The organism is Paenibacillus sp. JT31N7, from assembly GCF_059692095.1.
The window spans coordinates 1,224,931-1,240,745 of record NZ_JCAUAT010000001.1 but is presented as its reverse complement, the minus strand read 5'-3'; the positions used below and the strand labels follow the sequence as shown (position 1 = coordinate 1,240,745).

The following is a 15,815-nucleotide window of genomic DNA, read 5'->3' as shown; positions in this document are numbered from 1 at the left end:
TTCCGGCCGGGTGAGAGTAAGGCGGCAATCGGAGCAAACCGGAAGCTTGGGGGAGAGAAGACATGAGTCATACACCGGATAAAAGGCAGCGGTTCGAGCTTCTTATGAAGCAGGCCGAAATATCGCACGAGATGTCGACGGTTCATTTTGCGGACGGGTATATCGACAAAGTAGAAATCAGCCGGAAAAACCGGGAGTGGACCTTCCACCTGGTAAAGCAGGAGTTGGTTCCGCAGGACGTGTACCGGTCTTTCTGCCGGAACGTTCAGGAAAAGTTCGCTCATATCGCCAAGACGCGATTTGTCATACACATGGAGAAGGCCGAGCCGGGCAGGCTCGTGGAAGAATATTGGAGTCTCTTTCTGGAGTGGGTTCAGCGTGAAGCCGTCACGGTAAACGGATGGCTGAGCAAAGCCAAAACCGAAGTGCAGGGAAATCAGTTGACGTTGATTTTGCTGGATCAAATCGGTTTTGAACTCGCGAAGAAAAAGAACATGGATAACTGGGTGAAGTCCTTCTTCCAGGACTATTTTAAAACCGAGTTTACCGTGAAGTACGCGCTCAGCGAGAAAAGCACCGAGGAATTCGAACGGTTTGCCCAGCAGATCGTCGAAGAAGAGAAGCTGGTTACACAGGAGATTATGCAGTCCATCGAGCAGGAGCTGCAGGCGTCGGCCATCCCGGATGCGGATGTCCGGCTGATGGTCGGCTACGATATCAAAGATGCGCCGGTGCCGATCCAAGACATTGTGGAAGAGGAGAAGAAGGTCACGATTCAAGGGGCCGTCTTCAATTTGGAAGTGAAAGAACTGCGGAACGGCAGCACCCTTTATTCGTTTAACGTTACCGACTACACCGATTCCCTTATGTTGAAATCGTTCGGGAAGACGAAGGAAGACGTGCGCATTCTCAATCTGCTCTCCAACGGCTGCTGGATCCGTGCGCGCGGACGTGTGGAATACGACCGTTTCATGATGGTGCCCGAGCTTGTCATGATTCCGTCGGACATCAACGAAGTTCTGCCGCCCAAAGGAAGAATGGATGACGCCGAAGAGAAACGCGTGGAATTCCACCTTCATACGACGATGAGTACGATGGACGGAATCACTCCGATCGATCAGTACATCAAGACGGCTGCAAAATGGGGCCACAAAGCGATCGCCGTCACGGATCACAGTGGAGTGCAAAGCTATCCGGATGCGAACAAGGCGGGCAAGAAAAACGGCATCAAAGTGATTTACGGCGTTGAAGCGAATGTGGTGAACGATTCCGTTCCGATCGTCTTAAACCCGATTGATGCGGATTTGAAGCAAGCCACTTATGTCGTTTTTGATATCGAGACCACGGGTCTGTCCGTTCTGAATAATAAGATTATCGAAATTGCCGGCGTGAAGGTACAGGAAGGCAAAGAAATCGACCGTTATTCTACATTTATCCAGCCGCATGAAAAAATTCCTTATCACATCCAGCAGCTCACCAATATCACCGACGAGATGGTAAAAGACGCACCGGAGCTCGCGGACGAGCTTCCCAAGTTTATCGACTTTATCGGCGATTCCGTGCTTGTCGCTCATAACGCGCGCTTCGATATCGGCTTTATTCAGGCCAACTTGAAAAGATTGGGCCACCCGCAGATGACGAATGCGGTTCTCGATACGCTGGAAATGGCCAGACTGTTGTTCCCTTCCATGAAAAACCACAGGCTGAATACCTTGTCGGACAAATTTAAAGTGAGTCTGGAAAACCATCACCGGGCGATTGACGATACGATTGCCTTGGGACATGTGCTCCAGCATCTGATTAACGAGGCGTACGACCGGAATATCACCAATCTCGGACGTATGAATGATTTTGTCGGGAAAGACTTGTCGAACCAGCGTCCGTTCCACTGCTGCATTTATGCGACGAATGCGATCGGAAAGAAAAATCTGTTTAAACTCATTTCCATTTCCCACACGGAATACTTCAATAAAGTGGCGACCATTCCGAAAAGCAGGCTCATCGAGCTTAGGGAAGGCCTGCTTATTGCTTCGGGCTGCGAGAAAGGCGAGTTTTTCGAGACGGTTCTTAACAAATCGCAGGAAGAGGCCGAGCGTGTTGCCGAGTTTTACGATGTTCTGGAAATCCAGCCCGTCAGCTACAACATGCATCTGGTGGATAGAGGGCTGGTCGGCAGCCGTGCGGATCTCGAAGACGCGGTGAAGCGGATTGTCGCCATCGGCGCAAAACAGGGGAAACCCGTTATTGCAACGGGGAACGTCCATTACCTGGAGCCCCGGGACAAAGTCGCACGTGATATTACGATCAATGGCATCACCGGCTTCAGCCCCTTGAAGGATATGAAGAAGCCGGACGCCCACTTCCGCACGACGCGCGAGATGCTGGAAGAATTCCGCTTCCTCGGTCAGGAGAAAGCCCACGAAGTCGTGGTGCGCAATACAAACGACCTGGCCGACCGGTTTGAAGAAATCGAACTGTTTCCGACCAAGCTGTTCACGCCGATCATCGAAGGAGCGGACGACGAAATCCGCGACAAATGCTATGACACGGCCCGTCAGATTTACGGGGATGAAATTCCAGAGATTGTCGTGCAGCGGCTTGAAAAAGAATTGGTGCCGATCATCAAATACGGGTTCTCGGCCAACTATCTCATTTCGGAGCGGCTTGTTAAAAAATCCAACGAAGACGGCTATCTCGTCGGTTCACGGGGGTCTGTCGGCTCCTCCGTAGTCGCCACATTCCTGGGTATTTCGGAGGTTAACCCTCTTCCGCCGCATTATGTTTGCCGCTCGTGCAAATTCAGCGAATGGTTTACGGACGGCAGCATTCCGAGCGGGTTCGACCTGCCGGATAAGACCTGCCCGACCTGCGGCGACAAGCTTAAAGGCGAGGGCCAGGACATTCCGTTCGAAACGTTCCTCGGCTTTAAAGGGGACAAGGTTCCCGATATCGACTTGAACTTTTCCGGGGAGTACCAACCGGTCGCTCATAACTACACTAAGGTTCTTTTCGGCGAAAAAAGCGTGTTCCGCGCAGGCACCATCGGTACTATTGCGGATAAGACAGCCTTCGGTTATGTGAAAAAGTATGAGGAAGGCCAGGGCAAAAAATGGCGGAACGCCGAAATTGTAAGGCTTGCCTCAGGGTGTACCGGCGTTAAGAGAAGCACCGGACAGCATCCCGGCGGTATTGTCGTCGTGCCGGATTATATGGAAGTGGACGACATCACTCCCGTTCAATTCCCGGCCGACGATAAGAATTCCGAGTGGAAAACGACACATTTCGACTATCACGCGTTTGACGCCAACCTGCTTAAGCTCGATATTCTGGGGCACGATGATCCGACTATGATGCGGATGCTTCAAGATTTGACGGGCATTGACCCGACGACGATTCCGATGAACGATCCTAAAGTCATGAGCATTTTTCATTCGACGGATGCGATCGGAGTTCCGCCTGAGAAAATCAGGACGCCTGTCGCCACCTATGGAGTTCCGGAGATGGGAACGAAGTTTGTCCGTCAGATGCTTCAGGAAACTCATCCGAGCAGTTTTGCCGATCTGCTGCAAATTTCCGGGCTTTCCCACGGAACCGGCGTATGGCTGGGCAACGCGCAGGAACTGATCAGGAAAGGCATTTGCAACATTAAGACCGTAATCGGCTGCCGGGACGATATTATGCTCTATCTCATTTATAAAGCCGGCATGGATGCGGGCCTGGCCTTCAAAATCACGGAAAGCGTACGGAAAGGGAAAGGCCTCACCGATGAGTGGAAGGAAGACATGAAGAAGCACAATGTGCCTGCCTGGTACATTGAATCCTGCGAGCGGATCGAATATATGTTCCCGAAAGCCCATGCCGCCGCTTACGTTATTTCCGCGGTGCGTACGGCTTACTTCAAGGTCTACCATCCGATCGCGTATTATGCGACCTACTTTACGGTCCGTGCGGAGGACTTTGATCTCGAACTGCTCTGCCAGGGCTACGATGCGATCATGAAAAAACTGATCGAAATCGAGGAAAAAGGGTTCCAGGCGCTTCCGAAGGAAAAAGCGATGATTTCCATTCTCGAGATGGCGCTGGAGATGACCGCGCGCGGCTTCAGTTTCAAGCCCATCGACTTATACCGCTCCGACGCCACGAAGTTTATTATTGACGGCGAATCGCTTATTCCCCCTTTCTCGGCCGTACCGGGAATCGGGGAGAATGCGGCACGCAACATTGCCGCTTCCAAGGAAAGCGGAGACTTTCTTTCGATCGAAGATTTCCAGAACCGTTCGAAGGCTTCGAAGACGGTCGTCGAGCTGTTGAACGGGATGGGTTGCTTCCGGGGACTGCCCGAATCCAATCAGCTATCCTTGTTTTAGCAGGTCCGGAGCGCTTAGTGACAGGGTGAGTAAGTTTTTCTTGCTATTGTCAACCTTTAGACGGTTATGGTATAATTTTTCTTGGCAATAATGAGGATATCGACTGTGAACCGGAGAGTGGGGAAACCCACTCTTTACATTTTGCTAAGACTTTTTGGCAGGTTCACCGGGAAGGTCATACAGGAGGGTAGAGAGAAAACATATGAATTCACCAATTAAATCCGTCGTGGAAGATATGCTGCTGGATTATTTCAACGAGCAAGGCTTTGAGCTGGTCGACATCGAATATGTCAAGGAGGGAAGCAACTGGTTTCTCCGTGTATTCGTAGACAAAGAAGGCGGCATCGATATTGACGATTGCGGCCGCATCAGCGAATTTCTAAGTTCCAAGCTTGATGAGAACGATCCGGTTCCGACGGCCTATTTCCTGGAAGTCTCTTCACCGGGTGCCGAGAGGCCGCTTAAGAAACCGGAAGACATTAAGAAGGCTGTTGGCAAACATGTATTTGTAACTACATACGAGCCAATTGACAATAGCAAGGAATTCGAAGGTGAGCTTCTGTCGTTTGACGACGAGGAGCTTGTTGTGCAAACCCCGAAGAAACGCAGCGCCATTCCATACAGCAAAGTGGCCAGCGCGAGGCTTGCCATCGTATTCTGACGCGGTTATCCGCGTCTGCGAACCATTGAAAGGGGGAACTCGGTTCAAATGAACATGGATTTTATCGAAGCGTTGGCTGAGATCGAAAGAGAGAAAGGCATTTCCAAGGATCTGCTGATTGATGCGATCGAAGCCGCGATGATTTCCAGCTATAAACGCAACTTTAACACAGCGCAGAATGTGCGCGTGGATATTAATCGGCAAACCGGCACAATCCGCGTCTACGCACGCAAAGCCGTCGTGGAGGATGTGCTGGACCCGAGGCTGGAAATCTCGCTGCATGCTGCGCGGGAAATCAACCAGAATTATACGATGGACGATATTGTAGAGATTGAGGTTACACCGCGCGACTTCGGACGCATTGCGGCTCAGACCGCCAAGCAGGTTGTGACGCAGCGCATCCGCGAAGCCGAGCGTGGACTTATTTACAATGCTTTTATCGAAAAAGAAGAAGATATCGTTACGGGAATCGTGCAGCGTCAGGATCAGCGCCATTATTATATCGATCTTGGCAAGGTCGAAGCGGTTCTGCCTCTGACCGAGGTGATGCCCAACGAGAAGTTCAAACAGGGCGAGCGCGTTAAAGCGTACATTACCAAGGTGGAAAACACGACAAAAGGGCCTCAGATCATTTTGTCCCGTACACATCCGGGGCTTCTCAAACGCCTGTTCGAGCTGGAGGTTCCAGAAATCTACGAAGGCGTTGTAGAAATCAAGTCCGTTGCGAGGGAAGCCGGCTTCCGTTCCAAGATCGCCGTGCACTCCCGCAACACCGAAGTGGACCCTGTCGGTTCCTGCGTAGGTCCGAAAGGACTGCGTGTCCAGACGATCGTCGGCGAACTCCGCGGCGAGAAGATCGACATCGTGCGCTGGATGGAGAGCGTGGAAGAGTATGTCGCTAACGCGCTCAGCCCTTCGAAGGTGCTGGAAGTCAACGTGTTCGAGAACGAGAAAATGGCCCGCGTCATCGTTCCGGATTATCAGCTTTCGCTGGCAATCGGGATCAAGGGGCAGAACGCGCGTTTGGCCGCCAAGCTCACCGGATGGAAAATCGACATCAAGAGCGAAGCGCAGGCGGAGCAGGAATACGGCCGTCCGAGATCGCAGATCGAGGAAATGCATCAAGATTCCGTCAGCTTTGACTGACGCCGGCGGGGCGAGGTGAGGATGACGTGAAACAGCGGAAAATACCTCTGCGCAAATGCGTGGCCTGCCAGGAAATGATGCCGAAGAAAGAATTGATTCGGGTCGTTCGTACCCCCGAAGGGGAGATCCAAATCGATCTGAAAGGCAAAAAGTCGGGCAGAGGCGCTTATTTGTGCGGCAAAGTGGCTTGCTTCAGGCTTGCCAAAAAATCCAAAGCGCTGGACCGTGCGTTGAAGCAATCGGTGGGCGCTCCCATTTATGATCAGCTTGAACAGGATTTTATCCAGGTGGAAGAAGAATTCCATGCGGGCAAAGATGGGATGGACGATGACGAATAAAAATTATTTTTCAAACTTAGGTCTCGCCATGAGAGCAGGCAAGCTTGTCACCGGAGAAGAGAGCGTGCTGAAGGCTATCCGATCGGGTGAAGCGAAGCTGGTCATTATGGCGGAAGATGCGGCTGACAATACAAGCAAGAAGTTTCAGGACAAATGCCGTTCATACGACGTACCTTTGCTGGTCCTGGGCAACCGTGAGGAACTTGGTTCCAGCATAGGGAAGGAAGCTCGAGTCACGATTGCCGTCGTTGACGACGGCTTCGCCAGGATGCTGAAAAAGTATCGGGTATAACCTCCGGAGGTGAATGGGTTTGACAAATAAACAAGATCCTAAGGATAAACTTCGGGTTTATGAATATGCCAAATCTTTGAATATGAGCAGCAAGGAAATTATAACGATCCTGAAGCGTTTGAATATCCCCGTGAACAACCACATGAGCGTTATGGAAAACAATGCGGTCAGCAGCGTAGAAAAGTTTTTCCGTGACATTAAAGCGAATGCGGCTGCCAAACGGGCAGGATCAGATGGAGGTAACGTGAGTCCAAATTCAAATCAACCCAAACCAGACAAACAGTCCAACCCTAAAGCAGAGGTAAGCGCTAAGCAGCCTGTGCAGCAAACAGGGTCCGAGCAAGCGAAGAAAGAGGAGCGTCCGGCTGCAGAAGCACGTCCGCAAGGCTCCCAGGATAACCGTGCACCGCGTCCGAGCGGAGACGGAAGAACGGGCGCGCCACGCGGCGACCGTCCGCAAGGCCAAGGTGCACCGCGCAGCGGCGGCCAAGGCGGCGGACAGCGTCCGCAAGGCGGCCAGGGCGGATACAACCGCGGCCCGCAAAGCGGCGGTCAAGGCCGTCCGCAGGGCGGTCAGCGTCCGCAGGGCCAAGGCGGCGCTCCACGGAGCGGCGGTCAAGGCGGCAGCGGACCACGTCCGCAAGGCGGCCAGGGCGGCGGTTTCAACCGCGGACCTCAAGGCGGCAGCGGTCAAGGCGGCCAGCGTCCTCAGGGCGGCGGCGGTCAAGGCGGCCAGAACCGCGGCGGATCTGCGGGTGCCGGTGCCGGTGCAAGACCCGGCCAAGCTCCGCGCAGAACAGACGGACGTCCGGCTGCGGGCACGGATGCAGGCCGCAGCGGCCAGCGTACGGGCGACAACAGACAGGGCAACCGCGACGACCGCAGCAAATCCAGCCGTTACGACGACGGACGCGGCGGACGCGGCGGTGCAGGCAACCGTGGCGGCAACAACCGCGGCGGACGCAATAACGGCCGCGGACGCGGTCAAGATTCGATGGTTAGGAAAGAAAAGATCGACAATACACCGAAGAAGATTATTGTGCGCGGCGCAATGACGGTCGGTGAACTTGCGAAACTTCTCCACAAGGACGTTTCCGAAGTCATCAAGAAACTCCTGTTCCTCGGCGTAATGGCTACCATCAACCAGGAACTCGATCTCGATACGATTCAGCTCGTAGCCGGGGAGTATAATGTCGAAGTGGATCTGAAAATCCGTGTCGAAGACGACCGTTTCGAGCTGGAAGAAGAAGTGGACGATGCGGCGGATCTGAAAGAACGTCCTCCGGTCGTTACCATTATGGGTCACGTTGACCACGGTAAAACAACCCTTCTTGACGCAATCCGTCATACAAGCGTGACGGAAGGCGAAGCGGGCGGTATTACCCAGCATATCGGAGCTTACCAGGTTGAAGCGAACGGCAAGAAAATTACGTTCCTCGATACCCCGGGCCACGAAGCTTTTACGACCATGCGTGCACGCGGCGCTCAGGTGACCGACATCACGATTATCGTCGTAGCGGCGGATGACGGCGTTATGCCCCAAACCGTTGAGGCGATCGCCCACGCGAAAGCGGCAGGCGTACCGATCATCGTGGCGGTTAACAAAATCGATAAGCCGGAAGCCAATGTGGAGAAAATCAAACAAGCTCTTACCGAGTATGAACTCGTACCGGAAGAGTGGGGCGGCGAAACAATCTTCTGCGAAGTTTCGGCTAAACAGCGGATCGGCCTGGAAAACCTGCTTGAAATGATTCTTCTCGTAGCTGAGGTTCAAGAATATAAAGCAAATCCGGATAAGCGTGCCAGAGGTACGGTAATCGAAGCGGAGCTGGACAAAGGACGCGGTCCTGTAGCCCGCATTCTCGTACAGCACGGTACGCTCAAAGTCGGCGACAGTTTTGTTGCAGGCGTATGTTTCGGCCGTGTCCGCGCAATGGTAAATGATAAAGGCAAACGTCTTAAAGAAGCGGGTCCTTCGACTCCGGTTGAAATCACCGGCCTCACGGAGGTTCCGCAAGCGGGAGATCCGCTGCTTGCCTTCGAAGACGAGCGCAAAGCGCGCGATATTGCCGATAAGCGTTCTATCACGCTCCGCCAGTCCGAGCTTACGGCGAATTCCCGCGTTACGCTGGATGATCTGTATAAGCACATCAAAGACGGTGAAATTAAAGATCTGAACGTCATTATCAAAGCGGACGTTCAAGGTTCTCTCGAAGCCCTGCGCGGTTCCCTCGAGAAAATCGAAGTGGAAGGCGTACGCGTGAAGATGATTCACACGGGCGTAGGTGCCATCACCGAATCCGACATCATTCTGGCATCGGCTTCCAATGCCATTATTATCGGCTTCAACGTTCGGCCGGAGCCTGCCGCTCAAATAACGGCGGATCAGGAGAAAGTAGACATTCGTCTGCACCGGATCATCTACAATGTGATTGAAGAAATTGAACAAGCCATGAAGGGTATGCTCGATCCGATTTTCAAAGAAAACATTATCGGGCATGCGGAAGTCCGCAACATCTTCAAAATTACGGGCGTGGGCACCATTGCGGGTTGCATGGTTACCTCCGGCAAAATCGCGCGTAATGCGGAAGTTCGTCTGCTTCGCAGCAACATCGTAGTCTACGAAGGCAAAGTGGACGCGCTGAAACGCTTCAAAGACGACGCCAAAGAAGTGGCGCAAGGCTACGAGTGCGGTATTTCCCTGGAAAGATACAATGATATTAAAGAAGGGGACATCATCGAAGCCTTCGTCATGGAAACAGTAGAGAGGTGATCAGCTATGGCTAGAGTTCGTGTAGGCAGAGTGGGGGAGCAGGTCAAGAAAGAGATCAGCCAAATTTTGCAGAGCGAAATTAAAGACCCCCGCATCGGATTTCTTACGGTAACCGGGGTTGACGTAACGAATGATCTGTCTCAGGCCAAAGTTTATCTCAGTGTGCTTGGTACGGACGAGCAAAAGGAAGGAACGCTGAAAGCCTTAAGCAGTGCGAGCGGATATATCCGTTCCGAGCTGGGCAAAAGAATCCGATTGCGCAAAGTACCCGAGCTTATCTTTAAATTCGACACATCGATTGATTACGGAAGCCGGATCGAAAGTCTGCTTCATGATCTTAACGATGGGAAATCCGCTGAATGACGGCGGGCCAGTTTGTAGGCAGCGGCGCCTCCGGCAGCTACTTGGAGCAGTTGGAGGCGGCAAAGCAATTCTTGCACGATCATAATGATTTCCTAGTGGTATCCCATGTCCAACCGGACGGGGATGCCATTTCCTCTACTTTAGCCATTGCATGGCTGCTTGACCGGATGGGAAAGCGCTATACGCTTGCTAACGAGGGGGACATACCGGGGAAATTCAGCAGACTCTGGGGATTTGACGGCATTCGGACTTTATCCCAACTGCCCGATCACTTGTCTTATGACACGATTGTAAGTGTGGATTGCGCCGATTTTGCACGAATCGGAAGGGTCAGCGAGAAATTTACCCCCGATGCCAAGCTGCTCAATATCGATCATCATGCGACTAACGACCGCTTTGGGGTATGTTCCGTCATACAGGCTTCCGCCGCGGCAACCGTTGAAATCATTTATGATTTATCCAGGCACCTTCAAATGAAAGCGGACATCGATTTCGGGACCTGTATTTACACGGGGCTTCTGACCGATACGGGAGGTTTCCGGTATTCCAGCACGACACCCAAAGTGATGAAAACGGCGGCAGAACTTCTGGAATGGGGAGTAAAAGGGTCCGAACTCGCCGAAGCTTTTCTGGAGCGAATGACCTTTCAACAGATTCGTATTCTTCAAAAGGGACTCGCTACGCTTGATTTCCATAAGAATGGACGGATATCTACGATTGAGGTATCCACCGGGGTAATCGAAGCGACGGGCGCAACCAACGAAGATATGGACGGGTTGGTCAATTATGCACGTAACGTCGAAGGAGTCGAAGTCGGGCTCTTGTTTAAACAAAGAAATGAATCGGCGGTTAAAGTGAGTCTGCGCTCCGCAGGTGCGGTAGATGTGGCTCAAATCGCACAGTCGTTCGGAGGCGGAGGTCATGTCCGCGCCGCGGGCTGTACGATTAACGGCTCCATCGAGGAAGCCATCCGACGGGTTGTAGAGGAAGTAGGGAATAAACTGCCATGACGATAGAAGGAATACTTCCAATCCTTAAGCCAAAGGGAATGACTTCCCACGATGTAGTAGCGAAAGCGCGCCGTTTTCTTGGGATTAAGCGGATCGGTCATACCGGTACGCTTGATCCTGAGGTTACCGGCGTGCTGCCGCTTTGTATCGGCCGTGCAACCCGCATGGTCGAATACATCCAGGAGCTGCCCAAGCAGTATGAGGCAGCCATGGTTTTTGGATTGGCCACCGATACGGAAGATCTGAGCGGGAACGTTCTGGAAGAAATTCAGCACGTTCAACTTGAGGAGGATAAGGTCCGTTCCGTGATCCAATCGTTCGTCGGGGAGATCAGTCAGGTTCCCCCGATGTATTCCGCCGTGAAAGTCGACGGAAAACGGTTGTATGAACTGGCGAGAGCGGGCGTGGAAGTCGAGCGTAAAGCCCGAAACGTAACCATTTACGAGATCGAGCTGCTCGAACTGGACCTGATCCGGAATCATCCGGAAGTCCGCTTCCGCGTACTCTGCTCCAAAGGCACTTATATCCGCACCCTGTGTGTGGATATAGGAAGAGCCTTGGGCGTTCCGGCGGCGATGAAGGAGCTGGTCCGCTCCTCCACCGGAAGAATCGGATTGGAACAATGCGTAGTACTGGAAGACCTCCCTCGGTTACGAGAGGAAGGTCTTCTGGATACAAAGATCATTCAGGCGGACCAAGCAGTCGATTATTTGCCTTTCCTCGTGCTGAATGAGCAGCTGTCCGTTTTTGCGCTGCAGGGACGCAAAGTCAGGCTCCATGAGGCGCCTGCCCTGCAGAGCAGTAACGACAGTGAGACCGGCGTGGAGCAAACGGGAGTCATCCGTGTTTATGATCCTCATAAACGGTTTATCGGTCTGTTCTCCTGGAATGCAACCGAAGGCCATCTTGCTCCGGTCAAAGTTTTTAATTAGGATGTAAGTAAGCCGGCCCTAGGCCGGAATCTTCTAACCCCTGGCGGTATCAAGCGGTTCAAGGAATAGTAGGTGAACTCGTACCCATGCAAACCATTCATTTGTCTTATCCCATCGAAAATGCGGAACTTCTTCCGCTGGCCGGTAAAAAGGTCATCGCTATCGGCGATTTCGACGGTGTGCACCTCGGACACCGTGAAGTTATCCAGCGCGCTGTCGAGAACGCCCGCGAGCTGGGAGTCCCGGCCGCGATCATGACATTCGATCCTCATCCGCGGGAGCTGCTCGGCCAGGAGAAATATGCCCGGCTGCTGACGCCGACTTCCTACAAGATGGAGCTCTTCGAGAAGCTGGGCGTAGACTGCACGTATGTACTCAAGTTTGATACGGCACTCATGCAAGCTTCTCCGCAGCAGTTTGTCGATCGTGTCCTAGAGGCGCTTGGCGTTGAAACCGTCGTAGTCGGATTCGACTTTACGTTCGGCTACAAAGGCCGGGGCACGCCGGATACGCTCTGCGAACTGGGTCATGGCCGCTTTGCGGTGGAGGTGATCCGCCCGTACCGGATGAACGGTGCCAAAGTCAGTTCTACGGCAATTAGAGAGGCGTTATTGACCGGGCATCCACCGGCGGCTTCCGAGCTGCTCGGAAGAGGCTACGGAATACGCGGTGTCGTCGTATCGGGCGATAAGCGCGGCCGTCAGCTCGGATTTCCTACGGCGAATCTGCAGATGTCCGAGAACTTCCTGGTGCCCGCTTCCGGCGTCTACGCCGTCCGTGCGTTTGTGGGAGGGAACTGGTACCGGGCCGTCATGAACATCGGCACGAAGCCGACCTTCCACAGCGGCGAAGTCATGTCGCTCGAAGTGCATCTGCTTGACTTCGACCAGGACATTTACGGCAGCACCGTGTTTGTCGAATTTATCGACTATTTGCGCCCCGAGCGCAAGTTTAACGGCATCGATGAGCTGATCACCCAGCTCAGAAGAGATGTTGCGACGGCCGAAGCGAAGTTTGCGCAGATTCTGTAGGCGTTGGCATTTACTTCTGTCCATCATGTATGCTATACTGATTTACGTTGCTTCGGCGTTGCCGTAAGCTTCAATTACGAACCTTGGCGCGGAGCCGCGCTTCACCGACGCACTCTGGGCCACAGGCGATTATATGAATAGGAGGTGATTGGGATGGCATTAACTCAAGAGCGTAAACAGGAACTGATTCAAACGCACAAAACGCATGAAAGCGATACGGGATCTCCCGAAGTGCAAATTGCTATCCTGACGGAAAACATCGTAAACCTTACGAGCCATTTCCGTACACACAAGAAAGACCATCATTCCCGTCGCGGACTTCTTAAAATGGTCGGTCAACGTCGTAAGCTGTTGGCATACCTTAAGAACAAAGACGTTAAACGCTACAGTGCTTTGATTGAAAAGCTCGGTCTGCGTAGATAAAATCCGCATTCAGAAAGCAACCCTGCTGTTCTCTGTGGTGGGCTCCGAGCCGAGCTTCCGCAGCGGCTCCGGGTTGCTTTTTGTGTATTTTAAATCGTTGCAAAGAAGGAAATACTGTACATACGCAGAATATAAGGGGATGCAGGAGGCACGATATCCCGCAAATCCTACCGTATTCTCCGAATCGGAACCATTTTGCGCGGTATAGTTCGATTCCCGCGTGTTTTGAGATAAAATTAGGAGGTTTAGTATGGAAAAACGTGTGCAAATGGACTTGGCCGGACGTCCGCTTATTCTCGAAACCGGTCGTTTAGCCAAGCAAGCCAACGGCGCGGTACTTGCCCGCTATGGCGATACAGTTGTGCTCTGTACCGTGACCGCTTCCAGCGAGCCGAAAGATCTTGATTTCTTCCCGCTGACGGTCAACTATGAAGAGCGCTTATATGCGGCAGGTAAAATTCCGGGCGGGTTTATCAAAAGAGAAGGTCGTCCGAGCGAGAAGGCCATTCTCTCCAGCCGTCTGACTGACCGTCCGATCCGTCCGCTGTTTCCGGAAGGATTCCGTAACGATGTACAGATCGTCGCGGTGGTCATGAGCGTGGATCAGGAATGTCCGCCGGAAATTACGGCCATGATCGGTATTTCCGCCGCACTGTCGATCTCCGACGTACCGTTCAGCGGTCCGGTTGGCGGTGTCATTGTAGGTCGTATCGACGGTAACTTCGTCGTGAACCCGACGCCGGCTCAGGAAGACAAGAGCGACGTTCATCTCGTTGTGGCAGGTACCAAGGATGCCATTATGATGGTAGAAGCAGGCGCTGCCGAAGTTCCGGAAGATGTTATGCTGGAAGCGATTATGTTCGGGCATGACGAGATCAAGAAAGTGATCGCCCTTCAGGAGCAGCTCGTTGCAGAAGCCGGCGTTCCTAAAATGGAAGTGAAGCTTCATGCGGTTGACGGCGAAATCAACACAACCGTGCGCGAGTTTGCCGAAGCCCGTCTAGTGGAAGCGATTAAGGTTCAAGAGAAGCATGCGCGCCAGGAAGCGATCGACGCGGTCAACGCGGATGCCATTGCTCATTTTACCGCGGTCTATGAAGAAACGCCGGAGAAGATGAAAGATGTCAAGGAAGTGCTTCACGATATCGTGAAAGACGAAGTCCGCCGCCTCATCACACATGATAAGGTAAGACCGGATGGACGTGCACTTGATGAAATCCGTCCGATCGACGTGGACATTAACCTGCTGCCGCGCACGCACGGTTCCGGCCTGTTTACACGCGGACAAACGCAAGCATTAAGCGTATGTACGCTAGGGGCGCTGGGTGACGTTCAGATCCTCGACGGCTTGGGTCTCGAAGAAACCAAACGCTTTATGCACCATTACAATTTCCCGCCGTTCAGCGTAGGGGAAGCAAGACCGCTTCGTCCGCCGGGACGCCGCGAAATCGGACATGGCGCTCTTGGAGAACGCGCGCTTTCGTACGTCATTCCAAACGAAGCCGAGTTCCCGTATACAATCCGTCTCGTTTCGGAAGTTCTGGAATCCAACGGTTCGAGCTCCCAAGCAAGCATTTGCGCTTCCACTCTGGCAATGATGGATGCGGGTGTTCCGATCAAGGCTCCGGTTGCCGGTATCGCCATGGGTCTTATTAAAGAAGGAGAACATTTCTCCATTCTGACGGATATTCAAGGGATGGAAGACCATCTCGGCGATATGGACTTTAAAGTGGCAGGCACGTCTAAAGGGGTTACCGCTCTTCAAATGGACATCAAGATTGACGGAATCAATCGCGACATTTTGAAGCAGGCCCTGGATCAGGCTAAAGCAGGCCGTGCGTTTATCATGAACAAAATGCTGGAGCGCATCTCGGAACCTAAGACAGAACTTTCCGCATACGCACCTAAAATTGTCGTGATGCAGATCAACCCGGATAAGATCCGTGACGTGATCGGAGCAGGCGGCAAAATCATCAACAAAATTATTGAAGAAACCGGCGTTAAGATTGACATTGAGCAGGACGGTAAAGTCTTTATCGCTTCGTCCAATGCGGAGATGAACGAACGTGCCAAGCAGATTATCGAAGGCATCGTACGCGACGTCGTTGTCGGCGAAACTTACCTGGGTACGGTAAAACGCGTAGAGAAGTTCGGAGCTTTCGTAGAAGTGCTGCCGGGTAAAGAAGGACTCGTCCACATTTCCCAGCTGTCTACCGAACGGGTTGCCAAAGTGGAGGATGTCGTTAAAGTCGGCGATACGATTACCGTTAAAGTCACGGAAATCGATAATCAAGGACGTGTTAACCTGTCCCGCAAAGCAACGCTCGCGAACAGCGAAGTTTCCACTCAATCCTAACAACCGAATCGCAACAAACATACAAAGAGCCAGATTTTTCTGTCTCTTTTTTGCATGTTTAAACCGAATTTTCTCGTGTGCGGCCGTATCGTCCAAGTCATAACCCTGTCCGGTTTTGCATAA

General features: G+C 52.7%; 12 protein-coding genes. All 12 read left to right on the top strand.

Features of this window, described 5'->3' with window-relative positions; genetic code table 11:
* Positions 1 to 62: 62 nt before the first annotated feature.
* The 12 genes from AC58P5_RS05505 to pnp all read left to right on the top strand — a co-directional run bounded on the left by AC58P5_RS05505 (position 63) and on the right by pnp (position 15,692).
* A complete protein-coding gene (locus tag AC58P5_RS05505) occupies positions 63 to 4,367 on the top strand; it encodes a PolC-type DNA polymerase III (RefSeq protein WP_497385068.1) in 4,305 nt (1,434 codons plus the stop codon).
* A 202-nt stretch (positions 4,368 to 4,569) separates the two neighbouring features.
* Entirely contained in the window at positions 4,570 to 5,028 is a 459-nt protein-coding gene (gene rimP / locus AC58P5_RS05500) for a ribosome maturation factor RimP (protein ID WP_497385067.1), read from the top strand.
* A gap of 48 nt (positions 5,029 to 5,076) precedes the next feature.
* Positions 5,077 to 6,174, top strand: a complete 1,098-nt coding sequence (nusA, locus tag AC58P5_RS05495; RefSeq protein ID WP_497385066.1) for a transcription termination factor NusA — start codon at positions 5,077 to 5,079, stop codon at positions 6,172 to 6,174.
* Between the two features lie 26 nt (positions 6,175 to 6,200).
* Positions 6,201 to 6,512: an RNase P modulator RnpM gene (rnpM, locus tag AC58P5_RS05490; protein ID WP_009672016.1), complete on the top strand. Its 312-nt coding sequence runs from the start codon at positions 6,201 to 6,203 to the stop codon at positions 6,510 to 6,512.
* Positions 6,478 to 6,804, top strand: coding sequence for a YlxQ family RNA-binding protein (locus AC58P5_RS05485; protein ID WP_497385064.1), 327 nt, complete (start codon positions 6,478 to 6,480; stop codon positions 6,802 to 6,804). Before rnpM ends, AC58P5_RS05485 begins: the two co-directional genes overlap by 35 nt.
* Positions 6,805 to 6,886: 82 nt before the next feature.
* Complete coding sequence (infB, locus tag AC58P5_RS05480) at positions 6,887 to 9,577, top strand: translation initiation factor IF-2 (RefSeq protein ID WP_497386032.1); 2,691 nt, start codon at positions 6,887 to 6,889, stop codon at positions 9,575 to 9,577.
* A 6-nt stretch (positions 9,578 to 9,583) separates the two neighbouring features.
* Complete coding sequence (rbfA, locus tag AC58P5_RS05475; protein ID WP_009672009.1) at positions 9,584 to 9,940, top strand: 30S ribosome-binding factor RbfA; 357 nt, start codon at positions 9,584 to 9,586, stop codon at positions 9,938 to 9,940.
* Entirely contained in the window at positions 9,937 to 10,950 is a 1,014-nt protein-coding gene (locus AC58P5_RS05470) for a DHH family phosphoesterase (RefSeq protein WP_497385063.1), read from the top strand. Before rbfA ends, AC58P5_RS05470 begins: the two co-directional genes overlap by 4 nt.
* Entirely contained in the window at positions 10,947 to 11,882 is a 936-nt protein-coding gene (gene truB, locus AC58P5_RS05465) for a tRNA pseudouridine(55) synthase TruB (RefSeq protein ID WP_497385062.1), read from the top strand. The genes AC58P5_RS05470 and truB overlap by 4 nt, the downstream gene beginning before the upstream one ends.
* An 86-nt stretch (positions 11,883 to 11,968) precedes the next feature.
* On the top strand, positions 11,969 to 12,913 hold the full coding sequence (locus AC58P5_RS05460) for a bifunctional riboflavin kinase/FAD synthetase (protein ID WP_497385061.1): 945 nt from the start codon (positions 11,969 to 11,971) through the stop codon (positions 12,911 to 12,913).
* A 153-nt stretch (positions 12,914 to 13,066) separates the two neighbouring features.
* Positions 13,067 to 13,336: a 30S ribosomal protein S15 gene (gene rpsO / locus AC58P5_RS05455; protein ID WP_009674959.1), complete on the top strand. Its 270-nt coding sequence runs from the start codon at positions 13,067 to 13,069 to the stop codon at positions 13,334 to 13,336.
* Positions 13,337 to 13,586: 250 nt separating this feature from the next.
* Positions 13,587 to 15,692 carry a polyribonucleotide nucleotidyltransferase gene (gene pnp, locus AC58P5_RS05450; protein ID WP_497385060.1) on the top strand — a complete coding sequence of 702 codons (2,106 nt, stop codon included), beginning with the start codon at positions 13,587 to 13,589 and terminating at the stop codon, positions 15,690 to 15,692.
* Positions 15,693 to 15,815 lie beyond the last annotated feature (123 nt).

Coding starts and splice junctions, on each gene's coding strand:
- AC58P5_RS05505 (WP_497385068.1), top strand. CDS start 63: ATGAGTCATACACCGGATAAAAGGCAGCGGTTCGAGCTTCTTATGAAG.
- rimP (WP_497385067.1), top strand. CDS start 4,570: ATGAATTCACCAATTAAATCCGTCGTGGAAGATATGCTGCTGGATTAT.
- nusA (WP_497385066.1), top strand. CDS start 5,077: ATGAACATGGATTTTATCGAAGCGTTGGCTGAGATCGAAAGAGAGAAA.
- AC58P5_RS05485 (WP_497385064.1), top strand. CDS start 6,478: ATGCGGGCAAAGATGGGATGGACGATGACGAATAAAAATTATTTTTCA.
- infB (WP_497386032.1), top strand. CDS start 6,887: ATGAGCAGCAAGGAAATTATAACGATCCTGAAGCGTTTGAATATCCCC.
- rbfA (WP_009672009.1), top strand. CDS start 9,584: ATGGCTAGAGTTCGTGTAGGCAGAGTGGGGGAGCAGGTCAAGAAAGAG.
- AC58P5_RS05470 (WP_497385063.1), top strand. CDS start 9,937: ATGACGGCGGGCCAGTTTGTAGGCAGCGGCGCCTCCGGCAGCTACTTG.
- truB (WP_497385062.1), top strand. CDS start 10,947: ATGACGATAGAAGGAATACTTCCAATCCTTAAGCCAAAGGGAATGACT.
- AC58P5_RS05460 (WP_497385061.1), top strand. CDS start 11,969: ATGCAAACCATTCATTTGTCTTATCCCATCGAAAATGCGGAACTTCTT.
- rpsO (WP_009674959.1), top strand. CDS start 13,067: ATGGCATTAACTCAAGAGCGTAAACAGGAACTGATTCAAACGCACAAA.
- pnp (WP_497385060.1), top strand. CDS start 13,587: ATGGAAAAACGTGTGCAAATGGACTTGGCCGGACGTCCGCTTATTCTC.